Annotated in this window: 19 protein-coding genes and 1 pseudogene; 3 read left to right on the top strand and 17 right to left on the bottom strand. The window is 61.6% G+C overall.

The genetic code is table 11. The features are described 5' to 3' along the window. Positions 1-838: 838 nt before the first annotated feature. The 10 genes and pseudogenes from JZ00_RS19450 to ubiE form a co-directional block, all read right to left on the bottom strand. On the bottom strand, positions 839-2755 hold the full coding sequence (locus tag JZ00_RS19450; protein ID WP_039592403.1) for a methyl-accepting chemotaxis protein: 1917 nt from the start codon (positions 2753-2755) through the stop codon (positions 839-841). A gap of 99 nt (positions 2756-2854) precedes the next feature. After that, positions 2855-3562, bottom strand: coding sequence for a 16S rRNA (uracil(1498)-N(3))-methyltransferase (locus tag JZ00_RS19445; protein ID WP_039592404.1), 708 nt, complete (start codon positions 3560-3562; stop codon positions 2855-2857). Then, positions 3559-4356: a twin-arginine translocase subunit TatC gene (tatC, locus tag JZ00_RS19440; protein WP_039592405.1), complete on the bottom strand. Its 798-nt coding sequence runs from the start codon at positions 4354-4356 to the stop codon at positions 3559-3561. The genes JZ00_RS19445 and tatC overlap by 4 nt, the downstream gene beginning before the upstream one ends. Next, the gene (tatB, locus tag JZ00_RS19435) at positions 4353-4766 is read right to left on the bottom strand and encodes a Sec-independent protein translocase protein TatB (protein WP_039592406.1); all 414 of its coding nucleotides are present in this window, start codon (positions 4764-4766) and stop codon (positions 4353-4355) included. The genes tatC and tatB overlap by 4 nt, the downstream gene beginning before the upstream one ends. A gap of 10 nt (positions 4767-4776) precedes the next feature. After that, positions 4777-5064, bottom strand: coding sequence for a twin-arginine translocase TatA/TatE family subunit (locus JZ00_RS19430; RefSeq protein ID WP_039592407.1), 288 nt, complete (start codon positions 5062-5064; stop codon positions 4777-4779). Positions 5065-5088: 24 nt separating this feature from the next. Continuing rightward, positions 5089-5421, bottom strand: coding sequence for a phosphoribosyl-ATP diphosphatase (locus tag JZ00_RS19425; protein ID WP_003186671.1), 333 nt, complete (start codon positions 5419-5421; stop codon positions 5089-5091). Beyond that, on the bottom strand, positions 5414-5812 hold the full coding sequence (gene hisI / locus JZ00_RS19420; RefSeq protein WP_003196931.1) for a phosphoribosyl-AMP cyclohydrolase: 399 nt from the start codon (positions 5810-5812) through the stop codon (positions 5414-5416). The genes JZ00_RS19425 and hisI overlap by 8 nt, the downstream gene beginning before the upstream one ends. Positions 5813-5893: 81 nt before the next feature. Further along, positions 5894-7498: a ubiquinone biosynthesis regulatory protein kinase UbiB gene (ubiB, locus tag JZ00_RS19415; protein WP_039592408.1), complete on the bottom strand. Its 1605-nt coding sequence runs from the start codon at positions 7496-7498 to the stop codon at positions 5894-5896. After that, positions 7495-8119 (bottom strand): annotated as a pseudogene (locus tag JZ00_RS19410) (ubiquinone biosynthesis accessory factor UbiJ). Before JZ00_RS19410 ends, ubiB begins: the two are co-directional and overlap by 4 nt. After that, a complete protein-coding gene (ubiE, locus tag JZ00_RS19405; protein ID WP_024779926.1) occupies positions 8119-8889 on the bottom strand; it encodes a bifunctional demethylmenaquinone methyltransferase/2-methoxy-6-polyprenyl-1,4-benzoquinol methylase UbiE in 771 nt (256 codons plus the stop codon). The pseudogene JZ00_RS19410 and the gene ubiE overlap by 1 nt, the downstream one beginning before the upstream one ends. Positions 8890-9043: 154 nt before the next feature. Here ubiE and JZ00_RS19400 point away from each other — a divergent pair, with 154 nt between their 5' ends. The 3 genes from JZ00_RS19400 (at position 9044) to JZ00_RS19390 (ending at position 10845) form a co-directional block, all read left to right on the top strand. Continuing rightward, complete coding sequence (locus tag JZ00_RS19400) at positions 9044-9319, top strand: polyhydroxyalkanoic acid system family protein (RefSeq protein WP_039592409.1); 276 nt, start codon at positions 9044-9046, stop codon at positions 9317-9319. Positions 9320-9494: 175 nt separating this feature from the next. Next, positions 9495-9917, top strand: a complete 423-nt coding sequence (locus JZ00_RS19395) for a phasin family protein (protein ID WP_039592410.1) — start codon at positions 9495-9497, stop codon at positions 9915-9917. Between the two features lie 10 nt (positions 9918-9927). Continuing rightward, a complete protein-coding gene (locus JZ00_RS19390) occupies positions 9928-10845 on the top strand; it encodes a phasin family protein (protein WP_039592411.1) in 918 nt (305 codons plus the stop codon). A gap of 90 nt (positions 10846-10935) precedes the next feature. On the opposite strand, the gene JZ00_RS19385 is transcribed toward JZ00_RS19390, so the two are convergent. The 7 genes from JZ00_RS19385 to hslV form a co-directional block, all read right to left on the bottom strand. Next, positions 10936-11556 carry a TetR/AcrR family transcriptional regulator gene (locus JZ00_RS19385; RefSeq protein WP_039592412.1) on the bottom strand — a complete coding sequence of 207 codons (621 nt, stop codon included), beginning with the start codon at positions 11554-11556 and terminating at the stop codon, positions 10936-10938. Between the two features lie 57 nt (positions 11557-11613). Then, positions 11614-13296, bottom strand: a complete 1683-nt coding sequence (gene phaC, locus JZ00_RS19380; RefSeq protein ID WP_039592413.1) for a class II poly(R)-hydroxyalkanoic acid synthase — start codon at positions 13294-13296, stop codon at positions 11614-11616. A gap of 111 nt (positions 13297-13407) precedes the next feature. After that, positions 13408-14265, bottom strand: coding sequence for a poly(3-hydroxyalkanoate) depolymerase (phaZ, locus tag JZ00_RS19375; RefSeq protein ID WP_039592414.1), 858 nt, complete (start codon positions 14263-14265; stop codon positions 13408-13410). A gap of 193 nt (positions 14266-14458) precedes the next feature. After that, entirely contained in the window at positions 14459-16138 is a 1680-nt protein-coding gene (phaC, locus tag JZ00_RS19370) for a class II poly(R)-hydroxyalkanoic acid synthase (RefSeq protein WP_039592415.1), read from the bottom strand. A 278-nt stretch (positions 16139-16416) separates the two neighbouring features. Continuing rightward, on the bottom strand, positions 16417-16791 hold the full coding sequence (locus tag JZ00_RS19365) for a gamma-butyrobetaine hydroxylase family protein (RefSeq protein WP_198726578.1): 375 nt from the start codon (positions 16789-16791) through the stop codon (positions 16417-16419). An 82-nt stretch (positions 16792-16873) separates the two neighbouring features. Then, the gene (gene hslU / locus JZ00_RS19360) at positions 16874-18211 is read right to left on the bottom strand and encodes an ATP-dependent protease ATPase subunit HslU (protein ID WP_039592417.1); all 1338 of its coding nucleotides are present in this window, start codon (positions 18209-18211) and stop codon (positions 16874-16876) included. A gap of 43 nt (positions 18212-18254) precedes the next feature. Then, positions 18255-18785, bottom strand: a complete 531-nt coding sequence (gene hslV / locus JZ00_RS19355; RefSeq protein WP_003186641.1) for an ATP-dependent protease subunit HslV — start codon at positions 18783-18785, stop codon at positions 18255-18257. Positions 18786-18875: the final 90 nt, after the last annotated feature.

Below are 18875 nucleotides of genomic sequence, written 5' to 3'. Positions count from 1 at the left end.
TTTAGATCTGTGGGAGCAAAGCTTGCTCGCGAGGCGGCCTTAGAGCCGACCTGGCTCTCTTGGTCGTACATCCGTCAGATCTGTGGGAGCAAAGCTTGCTCGCGAGGCGGCCTTAGAGCCGACCTGGCTCTCTTGGTCGTATACCCGTCAGATCTGTGGGAGCAAAACTTGCTCGCGAGGCGGCCTGACAGCCGACCTGGCTCTCCCGGTCGTACACCTATCAGACTGTGGGAGCGGGCTTGCTCGCGAAGGCAGCGGGACATTCAGCATTGATACAAGCAGACCCATCGCCATCGCGAGCAAGCTCGGCTCCTACAGGGGGTGGCGGTGGACGCTGATCTTATAAACGACCAAAAACCTATGTGGGAGCTTGCTCGCGATAGCGTCAGGTCAGACACGTAATCTGTCGCTGACACACCGTCATCGCGAGCAAGCCCGCTCCCACAGGAGGAACGCGGTCCTCATCAAGAGCCAGGTCGGCTTTAAGGCCGCCTCGCGGTGGACGTTGATCTCGGCGCCCCGTTAACCACGATGGCCGAACGCAGGCATTGTGGAGTGGGGCATCCCGGCATGGATGCCGGGATAGCCGCGCTGGGCCATGGATGGCCCTTCGCGGCGGGCCCACGGAGCAATGCCGGAGTGAGGGCACACCGAGCCTAAGCGAGGTGCCGAGTGGTGGGGCAAAGCGTTTTTGGTTACTTTTGGCGCTCTTCCAAAAGTGACCCGCCGTAAGGGCGGAACCCTAAGTAGCCGTGACCTAAATAACGGATATACACACAAGGGCGGCTGCGCCACCCAGCGGGAGCAAGCTCCCTCGCCACGGTTTTGCGTAGGCCTGCTAGACCCGAAACCGCCCCACCAACGTCTGCAAATGAACCCCCAACCGCGCCAACTCCGCGCTGGAAGCCGCAGTCTCTTCACTGGACGACGCCGTCTGCTCCGACACATCACGCACGTTCAGCACACTGCGATTGATCTCCTCGGCCACCGCACTCTGCTGCTCGGCCGCCGCGGCGATCTGCTGGTTCATCGACTGGATCGCTGAGACCGTGCGCGTGATGTTCTCCAGCGAGCCTCCCGCACGGCGGGTCAGTTCAACGCTGCTGTCGGTCAGGCTGCGGCTGTTGTCCATGATCGTCGCAACCTGTTCAGTACCGTTTTGCAGGCCAACGATCAGTTCTTCGATCTCCTCGGTGGACTTCTGGGTGCGTTGGGCCAGGCTGCGGACTTCATCGGCCACCACCGCGAAACCACGTCCGGCTTCACCGGCACGGGCTGCTTCGATGGCGGCGTTGAGGGCCAGCAGGTTGGTTTGCTGGGCCACGGACTTGATCACGTCCAGGACGCTGCCGATCTTGTCGCTTTCACGCTTCAGATCGCCCATGGCGGCGGTAGAGTTGCCCACTTCCAGCGCCAGGCGCTCGATCTGGGCGATGGCTTCGCCGACGACCTTGTCGCCTTCGCGGGCCTGTTGGTCTGCGGCGACGGCGGCCTCGGAAGCTTCCTCGGCGTTGCGTGCCACTTCCTGCACCGTAGCGGTCATTTCGTGCATGGCCGTGGCGACCTGATCGGTTTCCACTTTTTGGCTGTTGACCCCGGCGCTGGTCTGCTCGGTCACGGCTGAGAGTTGTTCGGCGGCACTGGCGATCTGGGTGACACCTTCACCGATACCACCGATCAACTGCCGCAAGCCCACCGTCATGCGTTGCATGGCGCGTTGCAGTTGGCCGAGTTCGTCGCGGCGTTCGGAGGTGAGATTGTGGGTCAGGTCGCCGGCGGCGACGCGTTCTGCCACTTTCAGAGTTTCATCCAGCGGGCCGACGATCTGCCGGGTAATCAGCAGCGCGGCAAAAACGCCAAACAGCAGTGCCAGGGCGGCGGCTGCGATCAGGACGGTCTTGGCCTGGGCCGTGTCGTGGTCGCGCACGGCGGTCTGGGACACGGTGAGTTTCTGGCTGGAATTGATCAATACCTGGCCTTGCTCACTCATGCGCTGCAATGCGGCGCCGTTATCGAGTTGGGAGTCGCGGAACTGGCTGACCGCCGCCCGATAGATGTTCATCGAGTCGCTGGCCTGCTGGAGTTTGTCGGCGTGCTCCTCGGGCAACTGCGCCGGCAAGCGTGCCAGCAGTTTCAAGACATCGGTGATTGCATCGATGGCCGGCTGCTGGGCCTCGCTTTTGCCGCTGTAGGTGTAGCCGCGAACTTGATAGCGTGCCTGCTGGATCGCCCTGCTCAGGGTCACTATGTTGTTGAACTGGGTGATGTCGCCGCCTTGCAGCAGCGCTTTTTCCACTTCGGCGACGCGGGCCACGGTGTTGTCGGCACTGGCGCCCAGCTTGCTGCGGGCATCTTCGCGGCTGACGGTGGCGCTGGTCATCTGGGCGAAGGCGCTTTTGTATTCGGCGACGGCGGCCAGTTGCTGGTCGATCAACGCAACGTCGGCTGGCTGTTCAATCAGCTCGCGAGCGGTCTTGAGCCCTGCTTCGAGTTTGCCGAGCAGGTCGTTGACCTGTTGCGGCCCTTTCTCGCCCCGGGTGGTGTTGTAGTCGATGCTTGCCAGGTTCAAGTCCTTGCTCAGGTCGTTGAGACTGGCAATGAACCCCAGCTTGTCGCCCCGGCTGATGACATTGCCCAGGCCGGACCAACCGGTGAACGCAATCATCAAGGTAAGGAACAGCACCAGGCCGAAGCCTGCACCGAGTTTGCGGTTAACGCTTACATTTCCCAGACCTTGGGCAAGCCACCGGAACATGCTGATACTCCCTTGGAGCGCTGATTTTGGTTTTATAGGGACTGTATCGGCGGCTTTGGTGGGATCTGTAGGAACTGCTGGAGATTTCGTCGCGAGGGGTCAGAACAGCCGTGCAAGCAGCGCCGTAACCGCGGTTTCCACCCGCAGGATCCGCTCGCCAAGCTGCACCGGTTGCAGGCCGGCCTTGGCCAGCAGGTCGATCTCGTAGGGGATCCAGCCGCCTTCGGGGCCGATTGCCAGGGTTACGGGTTCCGTCAGGGCCCGGGGGCAGGGCGGGTGGTTGCCCGGGTGGCCGACCAGCCCGAGGGTGCCGTCCACGATAGCCGGCAGGCGGTCTTCGACGAAGGGTTTGAAGCGTTTTTCGATGACGATTTCCGGCAGCACGCTGTCCCGGGCCTGCTCCAGGCCAAGGATCAACTGCTCTCGAATCGCCTCGGGCTCCAGGAACGGCGTCTGCCAGAAGCTCTTTTCCACGCGATAGCTATTGACCAGCACCACGCGCGGCACGCCCATGGTCGCCACGGTCTGGAACACTCGCCTGAGCATTTTAGGACGCGGCAGGGCGAGCACCAGGGTCAACGGCAGCTTGGCCGGTGGCGGCTGGTCGAGGGTCACTTGCAGTTCGGCCTCGCGAGGATCCAGGCGCAGCACCTGGGCCGAGCCCATCAACCCGCCGATGCGCCCGACCCGCAGGCTGTCGCCGACGGCGCTGCGGTGGACTTCCTGCATATGGGTCAAGCGGCGATCGCTCAGGACGACGCGGTCAGGCCCGATGAAGTCGGCCTCTTCGAGCAGCAGCAGGTTCACGCTTGGGTCGCTGGTGGCTGGTCGTTGTGGTCATCGACCGGCTGGTCCGCGGGCTCTTCTTCCCGGCGCTTGCGCACCAGGCCACCGAACAGGATGCCGACTTCGAACAGCAGCCACATCGGCACGGCCAGCAACGTCTGGGAGAAAATGTCCGGCGGGGTCAGGATCATGCCGACCACGAAGCAACCGATGATCACGTACGGGCGGATCTTCTTCAGATAGGCGACGTCGACCACGCCGATCCACACGAGCAACACCACCGCCACCGGGATTTCGAACGCCACGCCGAAGGCGAAGAACAGCGTCATGACGAAATCCAGATAGCTGGTGATGTCGGTCATCATCTCCACGCCCGCCGGAGTGGCGGCGGCGAAGAATTTGAAGATCAGCGGAAATACCAGGAAATACGCGAAGGCCATGCCGGTGTAGAACAGCATGATGCTCGACACCAGCAGCGGCACGGCGATGCGTTTTTCGTGCTTGTACAGGCCCGGTGCAATGAAGCCCCAGATCTGGTGCAGGATCACCGGGATCGCCAGGAACAGCGAGACCATCATCGTCAGTTTCAGTGGCGTCAGGAACGGCGACGAGACGTCGGTGGCGATCATCGTCGCGCCCACCGGCAGGTACTCGCGCAGCGGCGTGGAGACGAAGGTGTAGATCTGCTGGGTGAACGAGAACAGCCCGGCGAAGATAATGAAAACCGCCGCGACGCAACGCAGCAGACGGGTGCGCAACTCGGTGAGGTGCGATACCAGCGGCATCGGCTGGTCGTTTTCAGGGATATCGCTCATGGGGCTCGCGGCGGCAAAGTGGGATCGTTGGGAGTCGGTGTCGTCGCAGGCGCCGGATCGACCGGTTTCGCCGGTTCGGCCACTGTTGGCGCAGCTTCGACGGCCGGTGCCTGGGGTGCGATCGTCGGCTCGGCCACTGGCTGCACCGGCGTCGGCTCATGCTGGGTCGGCGTGAAGATTTTCCTAGCTTCCTGTTCCAGCGACAGGATGTGTTCGTTGTGCAGCTGCCGACGGATGTCGTCGGCGCCGATTTCACGTTCAACTTCCTGTTTGATCGCATTGAAGCTGCGCTTCAGGCGGCCGATCCACAGGCCGGCGGTACGCGCAGCGCCCGGCAGGCGCTCAGGGCCCAGCACCAGCAGGGCGACGAGGCCGACGAGCAGCAGTTCAGTGAAGCTGATCCCAAACATTAGTCAGTGCTCACGAGTCTTTGCGGGTTGGCTCTTCGACTTTCTGGGCCTGCACGTCGATGGTATTCGGCGCGTTCACAGGCTGTGTGGCCTGCGGATGTACCGGTTGGGCCGGCTGCACGGGTTGAGCCTGGTTGGTCGTCGGTTCGGCCGGTTTCTCATCATCGTTCATGGCCTTGCGGAAGCCCTTGATCGACTCACCGACATCGGTGCCGAGGTTCTTCAGTTTCTTGGTACCGAACACCAGCACCACGACCACCAGAATGACGACCCAGTGTTTCCAGTCAAAGATACCCATGTGGCTATTCCTCTAAGAAGTTGATCAGGCGGACGGGCGCGAGGCTTTCTCAACGTGCCCGGACAGACCGAAGCGACGGTCCAGTTCATCCAGTACGGCCTGCGGATGCTGTCCCAGTTGGGCCAGCATCACCAGGCTGTGAAACCACAGGTCGGCGGTCTCGTAGATCACGTCGCTGCAGTCGCCGCTGATGGCGGCGTCCTTGGCGGCGATGATGGTCTCGACCGACTCTTCGCCGACTTTCTCCAGAATCTTGTTCAAGCCCTTGTGGTACAGGCTGGCGACATAGGAACTGTCGGCCGCGGCGCCCTTGCGCTCTTCCAGCACCTGGGCCAGGCGGGTCAGGGTGTCACTCATGGGTATGTCCTGAATAAATGGCATGCGGGTCCTTGAGCACCGGGTCGACCGTTTTCCAGTCGCCGTTCTCGAAGACACGATAAAAGCAGCTTTGACGGCCGGTGTGGCAGGCAATCTCGCCGACCTGCTCGACCATCAGGATGATGACGTCGCCGTCGCAGTCCAGGCGCATCTCATGCAGGTGCTGCACATGCCCGGACTCTTCACCTTTGCGCCACAGCTTGCCACGGGAACGTGACCAATAGATGGCGCGATTCTCGGCGGCGGTCAGGGCCAACGCTTCGCGGTTCATCCAGGCCATCATCAGCACGCGCCCGGTCTTGTGATCCTGGGCGATGGCCGGCACCAGGCCGTCGGCGTCCCATTTGATCTCGTCCTGCCAGTTTTTCATCTTCGACTCCGACCATGGGCCGCGCGCTTCGAATCGGCGGGCCCAGCGTTGAAACAGTGTGCCAGTGAGAACCGGTGCTGGCTATCGGCGAACGACCAGATACAAACCAACGACCACCATGACACCGGCGGGCCAATGGCCCAGTTGGCTCAACGGCCCACCGGCGGCCAGCACCGCGCCGCCGCCCAGGTGGGCCGCGCCGAGCAGGCGCAGGAACCAGTCGTCCCGACGACGTTTCCACGGCGGGGCAGGGTCGTTGGCGTGGGGTTGGGACATGCGTTCGAGCAGATCGCGGGTCATGTTGGCCAGGTGCGGGATTTGTTCGAACTGGCTCTGGACGTTGCCCAGCAAGGCTTTCGGGCTCATCCGCTCGCGCATCCAGCGTTCGAGGAAGGGCTGGGCGGTGTTCCACAAATCCAGGTCCGGGTACAGCTGGCGGCCGAGGCCTTCGATGTTCAACAAGGTCTTTTGCAGCAGCACCAGCTGCGGCTGGACCTCCATGTTGAAGCGGCGCGCGGTCTGGAACAGGCGCATCAGCACCTGGCCGAAGGAAATATCCTTTAACGGTTTTTCGAAGATCGGTTCGCACACGGTGCGGATCGCTGCTTCGAATTCGTTGAGCTTGGTTTCGGCCGGCACCCAACCCGAATCAATGTGCAGTTGGGCGACGCGACGGTAATCACGCTTGAAGAAAGCGAACAGGTTGCGCGCCAGGTAGTCCTGGTCCTCGGGAGTGAGGCTGCCGACGATGCCGCAATCGATGGCAATGTATTGCGGGCTCCACGGCTGCACCGTGCTGACGAAAATGTTGCCCGGGTGCATGTCGGCGTGGAAGAAACTGTCGCGAAACACCTGGGTGAAAAAGATCTCCACGCCGCGCTCGGCCAGCAGTTTCATGTCGGTACGCTGGTCGGCGAGGGTGGCCAGGTCGGTGACCTGGATGCCATATATGCGCTCCATCACCAGGACTTTCGGCCGGCACCAGTCCCAATAGACTTGTGGCACATAGAGCAGTGGCGAACCTTCGAAGTTGCGGCGCAGCTGGCTGGCGTTGGCTGCCTCGCGCAGCAGGTCGAGTTCATCGAAGATGGTTTTCTCGTAGTCCTGGACCACGTCCACCGGGTGCAGCAGGCGCGCGTCGGCGGACACCCGCTCGGCGGCGCGGGCAAGGATGAACAGCCAGGCCAGGTCTTGGGCGATGATCGGCTTGAGGCCGGGGCGAATCACCTTGACCACCACTTCTTCGCCCGTCTTGAGCTGGGCCGCGTGGACTTGGGCGACTGACGCCGAAGCCAGGGGCTCGACATCGAAACGGCTGAAGACTTCGCTGATCTTCTTGCCCAGTTGCTCTTCGATCAATGCCACCGACACTTTCGAGTCGAAGGGCGGCACGCGGTCTTGCAGCAACATCAATTGATCGGCGATGTCTTCGGGCAACAAGTCGCGACGGGTCGAGAGGATCTGCCCGAACTTGATGAAGATCGGCCCGAGGTCCTGCAAGGCCAGGCGCAGGCGTGCGCCGCGACTCAGGTCCAGGGTTCGCCGGGGAAACCAGCGCCACGGCAACACGAAGCGCAGCGCCAGGAGAAACCAGGGCAGCGGCAAGGCGAACAGCAGGTCATCGAGGCGGTAGCGGATCACGACGCGCTGGATGCGCAACAGACGGCGGACGGCAAGCAGCTTCATGCGTTATCGCTTGGTTTCAAGGGATCGGGAAAGGCGCTCGAAACGCGCCTCGAGACGTTCCAGGTCAAGCTTGACCTGGTCCAGTTCATCAAAACGGGCCTGTGCCTCGCGTTGGCCCACGAGGGTACGCGATTCTTCGGCCAGGTATTCACTCAGATTCTGCCCCAGGCTCGCGAAGCCCTGGCGATACCAGCGGCTGCGGCTGCGCAGGTGACCGCTGAGCAATTGCGTCGCCACCGGACCGATCCAGCGGGACACTTCGTATTCCCAGTCCAGCTCCAGGTCCTGGAGGATCGCCGCCAGTTCCAGCAGCACGCCGCTGTCACCGTCAAGCTCGACGTCCGGTCCGTGCAGCACGGCGGTCTTGTTCTTGCTCAGCGCCAGTTCCAGCAGGCTCGACGCCGGGGCACGCAGCGTGCAATCGGCTTCGGCTTCCCAGTGTGCGGCGAGCAACAGGCCTTCATCGCTGGGCAGGATGAAGAGCTGCAACGCGGGGCTGCGGCAGTCGACGGCGATCACCTTGCCACTCAAGTGCGCCAGGCGCATCGGCGCCGTACTGTCCAGGCGCAAGACCCGGTTGATACCGAGTTCGACGCTGGCGAGCAGGCCGGTGAGCAGCATCAGGGCTTGATACCGCGGTGCAGGGCGACGATGCCTGACGTCATGTTGTGGTAGGTCACCCGGTCGAAACCGGCCTCGACCATCATCGACTTCAGTGTCTCCTGGTCCGGATGCATGCGGATCGATTCGGCCAGGTAGCGATAACTTTCCGCATCGTTGGTGATCAGCTTGCCCATCAGCGGCATGAACGCGAACGAATAGGCGTCATAGGCCTTGGACATCAGCGCGTTGGTCGGCTTGGAGAATTCCAGCACGAGCAGCCGGCCACCGGGCTTGAGTACGCGCAGCATCGAGCGCAGGGCGTCTTCCTTGTGGGTGACGTTGCGCAGGCCGAAGGCGATGGTCACGCAGTCGAAGTGGTTATCGGGGAACGGAAGCTTTTCGGCATCGGCCTGGACGAACTCGACGTTGCCCGCCACGCCCAGGTCCAAGAGGCGGTCACGGCCGACCTTGAGCATCGATTCGTTGATGTCGGCGAGCACCACGTGGCCGGTCGGGCCGACAATGTGGGAGAACTTCTTGGTCAGGTCGCCCGTGCCGCCAGCAATGTCCAGTACACGATTGCCGCTACGCACGCCTGACAGCTCGATCGCGAAACGCTTCCAGAGGCGATGCATGCCGCCCGATAGCAAGTCGTTCATCAAGTCGTACTTGGCGGCCACCGAGTGGAAAACCTCAGCGACTTTTTCCGCCTTCTGGCTTTCCGGCACGTTCTTGAAGCCGAAGTGAGTGGTGGGTTCGGCATCGCTGCCTTTGCGCTGATCAGTCATATCGCTGTCACCAAAAAAGAATGCGGGACATTCTAATCCCGGTGGAGGGCTTTGTCTTGGCAAGGCTGCAGGTAAGATGAGCGATCGCCCGGACGTTTTGACGCAGGCAGGGTCCGAACGTTCAGGCAAGTCTCGATCTAGCAGGAGTTATCAGATGGCCCGTATTACTGTTGAACGTGCCCATGGCTTGGGCAAGGAAGCAGCCCGCGAAAAGGCTGACAAGTTGGCCGCAAAGTTGTCCAGCAGTTATGGCCTGGAGCCTACCTGGGAAGGCGACACGCTCAAGCTCAAGCGCTCCGGGGTCAAGGGCGAGGTGCACGTGGGCGAGGATTCGATTCGCGTCGACGTGGAACTGGGCATGTTGATGTCGGCCATGAGCGGCACGATCAAGACTGAAATCGAGAAGGCGCTGGATAAGGCGTTGGCTTGATTGATTGAAAGTGTGCAGCACTCAAGTTGAGCAACAATTCCCTGTGTGCGAGATCATCTCCCTCGGGTTTTGTGTCAGTTGTTAGGGTGCCCTTTCTAATTATTCTCACTACTTTGTGCCTGAGCCCGCCCGTGTGCGGGCAGTTCCTCAAACCTTTTTTCGAGTGAGGTGCACCATGGCCAAAGTTATCCTGAAGAAAAAAACCGACGTTGAATCTTCCACGCTGAGCGACGTGAAAACGTACGCGCGCAAGATCTGGCTGGCGGGCCTGGGCGCCTACACCAAGGTTGGCCAGGAGGGCAGCGAGTACTTCCAGGAACTCGTAAAGGCCGGCGAAGTTATTGAAACAAAAGGCAAAAAGAAGATCGCCGGAAAACTTGAAGCGGCCAATAGCGAACTGATCGAAGCCAAGACCGACGTCAATACCTTCAAGGCCAGGGTCGAAGTTCAACTCGATAAAGTCGAGAAGGTATTCGACGCGCGTGTTGCAAGCGCCTTGAATCGTATCGGCATTCCGTCTAAACATGACGTTGAGACACTCTCTGCTAAGCTCGATGAGCTGACGGCATTGCTCGAACGTGTCGCGCGTAAACATTAAGGAGAACGGGATGGCTGGCAAAAAAATCACCGAAAAAGAAGGCAGCTCGTGGGCCGGGAAGATTGAAAAGTACTCCCGCAAAATCTGGCTGGCTGGTTTAGGCGTGTACTCGAAGATCGACACTGACGGCAGCAAACTCTTCGAGTCCCTGGTTAAGGACGGCGAGAAAGCCGAGAAGCTCACCAAGACGGCGGTCGGCAAACAAGTCGAAGCAGCCAAGGACTCCGCCGAGTCCGCCAAGTCGCGCATGGGCGGTGTGAAAGATCGCGCACTGGGCAAATGGGACGAGCTGGAAGGGGCTTTCGACAAGCGCCTCAACAGTGCGATTTCCCGTCTGGGCGTGCCTAGTCGCAATGAAGTCAAGGAACTGCACAACAAGGTCGACACCCTGACCAAGCAGATCGAGAAACTCACCGGGGCCAAGGTTACGCCGGTCGCGACCAAAGCAGCCACAACCAAGGCAGCCACAACCAAGACGGCGGCGGCCAAGCCTGCGCCGAAGACGGCAGCCAAGCCACTGGTCAAGGCTGCGGCCAAACCAGCGGCAAAAGCAGTGGCCAAGCCTGCCGCCAAAACCGCAGCGGCGAAACCCGCTGCGAAGGCAGCCGCCAAACCGGTAGCGGCAAAAGCAGCAGCCAAACCTGCCGCTAAACCTGCGGCCAAAACCGCGGCAGCCAAACCGGCCACCGCGAAACCCGCAGCCAAGCCAGCGGCAAAACCTGCTGCAAAAGCCGCAGCAAAACCCGCTGCGGCGAAGAAGCCTGCCGTGAAAAAACCGGCCGCACCCAAAGCAGCCGCACCGAAGGCGCCAGCCGCAGTCGCCAAGCCGGCAACCTCGGCGAGCACGACTAATTCCGCCGCGGCTCCGGCTCCGGTTGCCACCCCAGCAACCGCGCCGATTCCATCGACGCCTCCTACTCAGTCCTGATCTCCAGCGCTGACAGAAACGCCCGGCCTGCATAGGTCGGGCGATTTTATTTGTGCGATAGATTCCGAGCGGTGGGAGCACTGCCGTTCGTTAGTCGTGCTCTTCCAGATACCGCAACGCCATTCGCTCGGTCGCAACCTTGATCGCCGGTGGCAGGTGTGGCGCCACCAGCATCATGATCTGATAGACCACCAGGCGAACTTCGCCTTCGCGATCCAGGATTCGCTGGTAGTCCAGCGAGAACAATAGGGTCATGGTGATCTGTTCCACCAACTGCCCCAGCGCCTGGGTGTCGCTGACCAGCAGCCCCTGGGCCTTGAGTTGCGCCAGCAACGAGGCCAGGGTGCGTTTCAGCGCGTTGAGCAATTGGCGAATACCCTTGGCCAGCTTCGGCAGGCGCCCGGCCAGGTTCGACAGGTCCTGGAAGAGGAATCGGTACTGGGCCAGGCGTTCGACGATCAGGTGCAGGAACAGCCAGTAGTCCTCCGGCGCCAGCTGCGCATCGGCGGGTGGGTCCAGCAGTGGCGCCAGCTCGGCCTGGAATCGCTCGAACAATCCGAGTATCAACGGTTCCTTGCCATGGAAGTGGTAGTAGAGGTTGCCGGGGCTGATGCCCATTTCGTTGGCAACTTCCATGGTGGAAACGTTCGGCTCGCCCTTTTCGTTGAACAACTGCAGGGCACATTCAAGGATACGGTCGCGGGTCTTCATCCGGTCTTCTTAATGGTGGAGTCGTGCCACGGCCCACATACGACCGTGGTGAGGCGTTCAGCGCACTCGAACATAGTTCCCAGGCGCGGCTTCCAGGGGCGGGTATTTGCTGTTGCCCAGCGCCATGACCGTTTCGCGCTGGGCACCGGAGCGTTCCTGGATCCAGCCCAGCCATTGGGTCCACCAGCTGCCCTCGACGTGCTTGGCGTCGTAGTACCAGGCCCTGGGGTCGCTGCTCAGTTTCGGGTTCTCGATGTAGTTGGCCTTGGGGTTGCCGGGGGGATTGAGAATGCTCTGGACATGGCCGCTGTTGGACAAGACGAAGCGTCGATCACCGCCCAGCAGCAAGGTCGATCGATAGACCGCGTCCCAGGGCGTGATGTGGTCGTTGATGCCGGCCACGCTGAAGCTGTCCACCGTGACTTTTTGCAAGTCGATTGGCGTGCCGCACACTTCCAGCGCGCCTGGGCGGGTCAGCGGGTTGTGCTTGAAAAAGTCCAGCAGGTCGCCGTGGTAGGCGGCCGGAAGCCGGGTGCAGTCGTTATTCCAGTAGAGGATGTCGAACGCCGGTGGCTCCTTGCCCAGCAGGTAGTTGTTGACGAAGTAGGTCCAGATCAGGTCGTTGGGACGCATCCAGGCGAATACGCGCGCCATGTCGCGGCCGTCGAGGATGCCTCTCTGGTAGGAGCGCCGCTTGGCAGCCTCGAGGGTCTGTTCGTCGATCAGTAGCGTGGCCGGGCTTTCGATCTCGCTGTCCAGCAGGCTCACCAGATACGTTGCGCTGGCGACGCGGCGCAGTTGGCGCTTGGCCTGCAGGTGGCCTTGCAGGGCGGCGATGGTCATGCCGCCGGCGCAGGCGCCCATCAGGTTGACTTCGCGCGCGCCAGTGATTGCCCGGCACACGTTCATGGCTTCTTCCGTTGCCTCGACATAGCTGGACAGGCCCCATTCACGATGGCGAACGTCGGGGTTGCGCCAACTGATGATGAAGACCTGCAAGCCGTTCTTCAGGGCATATTGGACGAAGCTGTTGGAAGGGCTGAGGTCGAAGATGTAGAACTTGTTGATCTGCGGCGGCACGATCAGCAACGGCGTGGCGTACTGTTTTTCGCTCATTGGCTTGTACTGGATCAGTTCCAGCATCTCGTTGCGAAACACCACCGCACCGGGCGTGGTTGCCAGTGTCTTGCCGACTTCGAAGGCCTGGGGCGTGACTTGTCGCGGCAGTCCGTCGTTGTGCAGCAGGTCGTCCACCAAGTGGCTGATGCCTCGGATCAGGCTGGTGCCGCCGGAGTTGAACAGTTCCTTGATCGCCAACGGGTTGAGCAAGGTGTTCGAGGGCGACACCGCGTCGTTGAGCAAGGAAAAAGTGAAATGGGCGCGGGCGCGATCATCCGGGGTCATGTCGCTTTCATCGATCCAGCTCTTGACCTGTTTTTGCCAGCTCAGGTAGGCCTGCAAGCTACGGCGATAGAACGGGTTGAGCTGCCACGTGGGGTCGGCGAAGCGCTTGTCGTTGGGGTTGGTGGGGTGCAGCGTTTCCCCCAGCAGCACACGCCCCAATTGACTGCCCAGGCGCAACGCATGCCGGGCGCTGTGCACCGGGTTGCGCAAGCCATGGGCGGCGACATTGCGCAAAGTCGATAGCAGGTCCCTGCCACGCAGACCGGTGACGGCGCTTTGTGCATTGATGAAACTGGCAGGGGCGGGCATGGAATCCTTCGCCGGTTTGTCGCGCATGAGTCAACTCCTTCGTCATCAGGCTAAAAACAAACACACCGAACCAGACAACATAGTCGCTGTTTCGGGTAGTTGCGTGATCCGGCGTCCTGCCAGGCGCAATTGGCGGTGTCAGCCGCCACCCAGCGGCGCGGGATGCGGGTGCATGACCGCGCGCTGACGTTCTTCCTCCAGGAATTTCATGATGATCGGTGCCACGGCCTCGGCCCGGGTGATCAGGAACAGATGACCGTCATCGATGATGTGCAACTGCGAGTTGGGGATGCGCCAGGCCAGCATACGCATGTTGATCAAGGGAATGAGCGGGTCGTCGTCGCCGGCCAGGATCAGGGTCGGCTGGTGGATCTTGTGCAGCCAATGGATGCTGGTCCAGCCAAGTCCCGCGAAGAGTTGCCAGTAATAACCGAGCTTGCCAGCCGAACGCACCTTGGCCGCGTGACGGGCTGCCAGGCTAGGGTCGCGGCGGAAGGAGCCGCCATAGATCAGCGGCGCGATGCGCATCACATGGGATGGCTGCACGTAGCGCCGGGGGCTGGCCATCATCCACAACACCTTCGGCTTGCCAGGGACCATCACCGCGCCGGCGGCCGTCGCGGCGAGCACCAGCTTCTTGCAGCGCTCGGGATAGTCATGGGCGAACTGCTGCGCCAGGGCGCCGCCCCAGGACACGCCGATCACGTTGACCTGCCCATAGTCCAGGTAATCGAGCATCCGCGCGGTGAGCTTGGCCAAGCCAGGAAAGCGATACGGTCGGCTCGGTGTCGACGAACCGCCGACGCCGGGCACATCGAAGGCGATCACTTCCAGGTCCGGGTCCAGGGCCTCGATGAACGGGAAGACCAACTCCAGGTTGGCGCCGATGCCATTGAAGATCAGCAGCGGCGTCAAATGGGGCTTGCCGGGGCGTACCGCGGTGCGCAAGGTCTGGCCATCCAGGTCGACGGTACGGAAGATGTACGGTTGCGGCATGCTTCAAGCCCTGTGGGTTGGGTCGCTGTCTTTCATTTTTCCCCGATCCTCGTGGGACCAAGCTCGCTGCCACATTGGATCCGCTGTGAACATGAGTTTGATGTTCGCCAACGCTGTGGGCCTTGCACTCAGTGTCGGCTGGCGGGATGTATTCGTGAGCAAGCTCACCCCCGCAGCAGACGAGTTGCATCCGTTACCGCTCATGCACATAAGTGCCCGGCGCCGCTTCACCGGCCACGTAGGTCTTGTTGCCCAGCACCGTCGGCGCCTTTTTCAGCTTGCCCGAGCGCTCGGCCTGCCAGGCCTGCCAGTGCAGCCACCAGGAGTCGGTGTGCTTGGTGGAGTTCTCCATCCAGTCTTCGGCCTTGGCCGGCATGTCCTCGCTGGTCATGTAGCGCGACTTGGGGTTGCCCGGCGGGTTGAGGATGCTCTGGATGTGGCCGCTGCTCGACAACACGAAATCAACCTTGCCGCCGAACAACTGCGCCGACTTGTAGCAAGACTTCCACGGCGTGATGTGGTCGTTGGTGCCGGCCAGGGAAAAGATGTCCGCAGTGACCTGCTTGAGGTCGATCGGCGTGCCGCACACTTCCAGTGCATTGGGGCGTGTCAGCGGGTTGTTCTTGAACATCTCGATGAGGTCGCCATGGAACGCCGCCGGCAGCCGCGTGGTGTCGTTGTTCCAGAACAGGATGTCGAACACCGGTGGCTCGTTGCCCAGCAGGTAATTGTTGACCCAGTAATTCCAGATCAGGTCATTGGGGCGCATCCAGGCGAAGACCTTGGCCATGTCGCGGCCTTCCAGCACGCCGGCCTGGTAGGAATGGCGCTTGGCCGCTTCCAGGGTCTGCTCGTCGACGAACAGGGCCACGTCGGTGTCCAGGGTGGTGTCCAGCACGCTCACCAGCAAGGTCAGTGCATTGACCTTCTTTTCCCCCAGCGCAGCGTAATGGCCGAGCAACGCGGTGCAGGTGATGCCGCCCGAGCAGGCACCCAGCATGTTGACGTCCTTGCTGCCGGTAATGGCCGTGACCACGTCCACCGCTTCCTTGAGCGCTTCGATGTAAGTCGACAGGCCCCACTCGCGCTGCGCCTTGGTGGGGTTGCGCCAACTGACGATGAACGTTTGCACGTTGCTGCGCAGGCAGAAGCGCGCCAGGCTCTTGTCCGGGCTCAGGTCAAACACATAGAACTTATTGATTTGCGGCGGCACCACCAGCAGCGGTCGCTCATGGACCTGCTCGGTGATGGGGCGATACTGGATCAATTCCAGCACGTCATTGCGAAAGACCACGGCGCCTTCCGTCACGCCCAGGCTCTTGCCGACTTCGAACGCACCCATGTCTACCTGGCTCGGCATCCCGCCGTTGTTCACCAAGTCTTTTGCCAGGTGCGACAAACCGTCGAGCAGGCTCTTGCCGCCGGTTTCGAAGAAACGTTTGACCGCTGCCGGGTTGGCCGCCGAATTCGTCGGGGCCATGGCCTCGGTCATCAAGTTGATGACGAAGTGCCCGCGACTGATGTCCTGGGGCGAAAGGCTGCTGTCATCGATCCATTCGTGCAGCTCCTTGCGCCACGCCAGGTAGGTTTGCAGGTAACGTTTGTAGAGTGGGTTCTGGCTCCAGGCCGGGTCGGCGAAGCGACGATCATCGCTGGCGGGCTGCAACTCGGACTTGCCGAACAAAACTTTCCTCAGCTCAGCGCCGAAGTGGGCCACGTGCTTGACGCTGTGCAGCGGTTGTCTGATGGTCTGGGTCAGCACCATCCGGGCAGAGGCCAGCAGGTCTTTCCTGCGCAAGCCGACGACGGGATTCAAGCCAAGGGTGTTTTCCGAGGCTTGGTACTTCAACTCATCGTTGTTCTTGTTGCTCATCTACGACGCTCCATTGTCCTTCAGACGAGTACCGGGATCGTGCCGTGAAGCCGCAAGGCCAATACCAGGTACGCTGCTCGGGGTGACCATAAATTCCGCATCGAGGGCAATGAGGAAACGTGTGCCAGGAACTCGCCGGTTCCTTTGCAGGGAACTTGCCAGCTCCATTGGTTACCCGAGTTTAATTTTTTTCGCAAGCAGGCCAGTCATTGACGTTGCTGCGCGGGCATTCAAGCAGATGAGTCTAGAAAATTCGCCCTAAAGCGCCAGCCCTTGAGCTAGAGCATCAGCTTGACGACGGACTCGTTCGGGTCGCGGGTTTTTCCGGCGGCCTTGAGTTCGGCGAGATAATCGTTCCACAGGTCTTCCTGGCGTACCGCCAACTGGTACAGGTAGTCCCAGGTGAACAGTCCGCTGTCATGGCCGTCGTCGAAGGTCAGTTTCAGTGCGTACTGGCCGGCGGGTTCAACCTTGGTCAGGCCGACGCCGAGCTTGCCGTATTGCAGGATGGGTTTGCCGTGGCCCTGGACCTCGGCGGAGGGCGAGTGCACCCGCAGGAATTCCGCGGGCAGGTGGTATTCCTCGTCTGGCGCGTATTTGAGCGTCAGGGTCTTGGAGGCTTTGTGCAGGTTGATGGCGGTGGGGAGTTTGATCATGGGGGTCGTCAGTCTCGTGAAGCCCGTGGCGCGGGGATGAATCCCCTCGCCACGGGAGCTCGCTCACACGTCGTGTGGCTTACAGAATATACCGCGACAGGTCTTCGTTCTGCGCCAACTCGCCCAGGTGACTGTTGACGTACTCGGCATCGATGCGGATCGGCGCTTCGTTATGGGCGCTCGCCAGGTCGCCGGCGCTGAACGAGACTTCCTCAAGCAAACGCTCAAGCAGCGTGTGCAGGCGGCGGGCACCGATGTTCTCGGTCTTCTCGTTGACCTGCCAGGCAATCTGCGCCAGGCGCTTGATGCCTTCGGGCGCGAACTCGATGTTCAAGCCTTCGGTCTTGAGCAGCGCGCAATACTGCTCGGTCAGCGACGCGTGGGGCTCGCTCAGGATGCGTTCGAAATCCTCTGGCGACAACGCCTTGAGTTCGACACGGATCGGCAAGCGGCCCTGCAGCTCCGGCACCAGGTCGCTCGGCTTGCTCAGGTGGAATGCGCCGGAAGCGATGAACAGGATGTGGTCGGTCTTGACCATGCCCAGCTTGGTATTGACGGTGCAGCCTTCGATCAGCGGCAGCAGGTCACGTTGCACGCCTTCGCGGGACACATCGGCGCCGCCGACATTGCCGCGCTTGGCGACCTTGTCGATCTCGTCGATGAACACGATGCCGTGCTGCTCGACCGCTTCCAGGGCCTTGGCCTTCAACTCTTCTTCGTTGACCAGGCGACTCGCCTCTTCATCGCGTACCAGTTTCAGCGCTTCCTTGACCTTGAGCTTGCGGCTTTTCTTCTTGCCCTTGCCCATGTTGGCGAACAGGCTCTGCAACTGGTTGGTCATTTCTTCCATGCCCGGCGGCGCGGAGATGTCGACGCCGGCCATCTCGGCCACTTCGATCTCGATCTCCTTGTCGTCCAGCTGGCCTTCGCGCAGGCGCTTGCGGAACAGTTGGCGGGTGTTGGAATCCTGGGTCGCGGCGGAGTCGGCGTTGAAGCCCATGCGCGCTGGCGGCAAAAGCGCGTCGAGGATGCGTTCTTCGGCGGCGTCTTCGGCGCGATGGCGGACCTTGGTGATTTCCTGTTCGCGCAGCAGCTTGATCGCGGCGTCGGCCAGGTCACGGATGATCGACTCGACGTCGCGGCCGACATAACCGACTTCGGTGAACTTGGTGGCTTCGACCTTGATGAACGGCGCGTTGGCGAGCTTGGCCAGGCGGCGGGCGATTTCGGTCTTGCCGACACCGGTCGGGCCGATCATCAGGATGTTCTTGGGGGTCACTTCGACGCGCAGCTCTTCGGGCAACTGCATCCGGCGCCAGCGGTTACGCAGGGCGATGGCGACGGCGCGCTTGGCATCGTCCTGGCCGATGATATGGCGGTTGAGTTCGTGGACGATTTCGCGGGGAGTCATGGACATAATAATTGGCGGTCCTCAAGCGGGAGTCTGGGCCTGGAAGGGCTTACTCGGCGAGGTCCTGCTCCTCAATGGTCTGGGTGTGGTTGGTAAATACGCAGATATCGCCGGCAATGCCCAGGGCTGTCTCGACGATTTCGCGGGCCGACAGATCGGTCTTCTTCAGCAGTGCGCTGGCGGCGGCCTGGGCGTAGGCGCCACCGGAACCCATGGCGATCAGGCCATCCTCGGGCTCGACGACGTCGCCGTTGCCGGTGATGATCAGGGAGGCGTCCTTGTTGGCGACTGCGAGCATGGCTTCGAGGCGGCTCAGTGAGCGGTCGGTACGCCATTCCTTCGCCAGCTCGACGGCGGCGCGAACCAGGTGGCCCTGGTGTTTTTCAAGTTGGCCTTCGAAACGCTCGAACAGGGTGAAGGCGTCGGCGGTGGCCCCGGCGAAACCGGCAATGACCTGGCCGTGGTACAGGCGGCGGACTTTCTTCGCGTTGCCTTTCATCACGGTGTTGCCCAGTGAAACCTGGCCGTCGCCGCCCATGACGACTTTGCCGTGACGGCGGACTGAAACGATGGTGGTCAAGGGAAGAGTCTCCACGCAGCGGGGCGAAAATGCCCGGATGGAACTCATATGGGGGTGGCGTGGGTTTTTTCAACCACGGGGTGGGGCAGG

This window comes from Pseudomonas frederiksbergensis, from assembly GCF_000802155.2.
Classification (GTDB): domain Bacteria; phylum Pseudomonadota; class Gammaproteobacteria; order Pseudomonadales; family Pseudomonadaceae; genus Aquipseudomonas; species Aquipseudomonas frederiksbergensis_A.
Note: the sequence above shows the minus strand (reverse complement) of the source record. Positions and strands in the feature narration are given on the sequence as shown.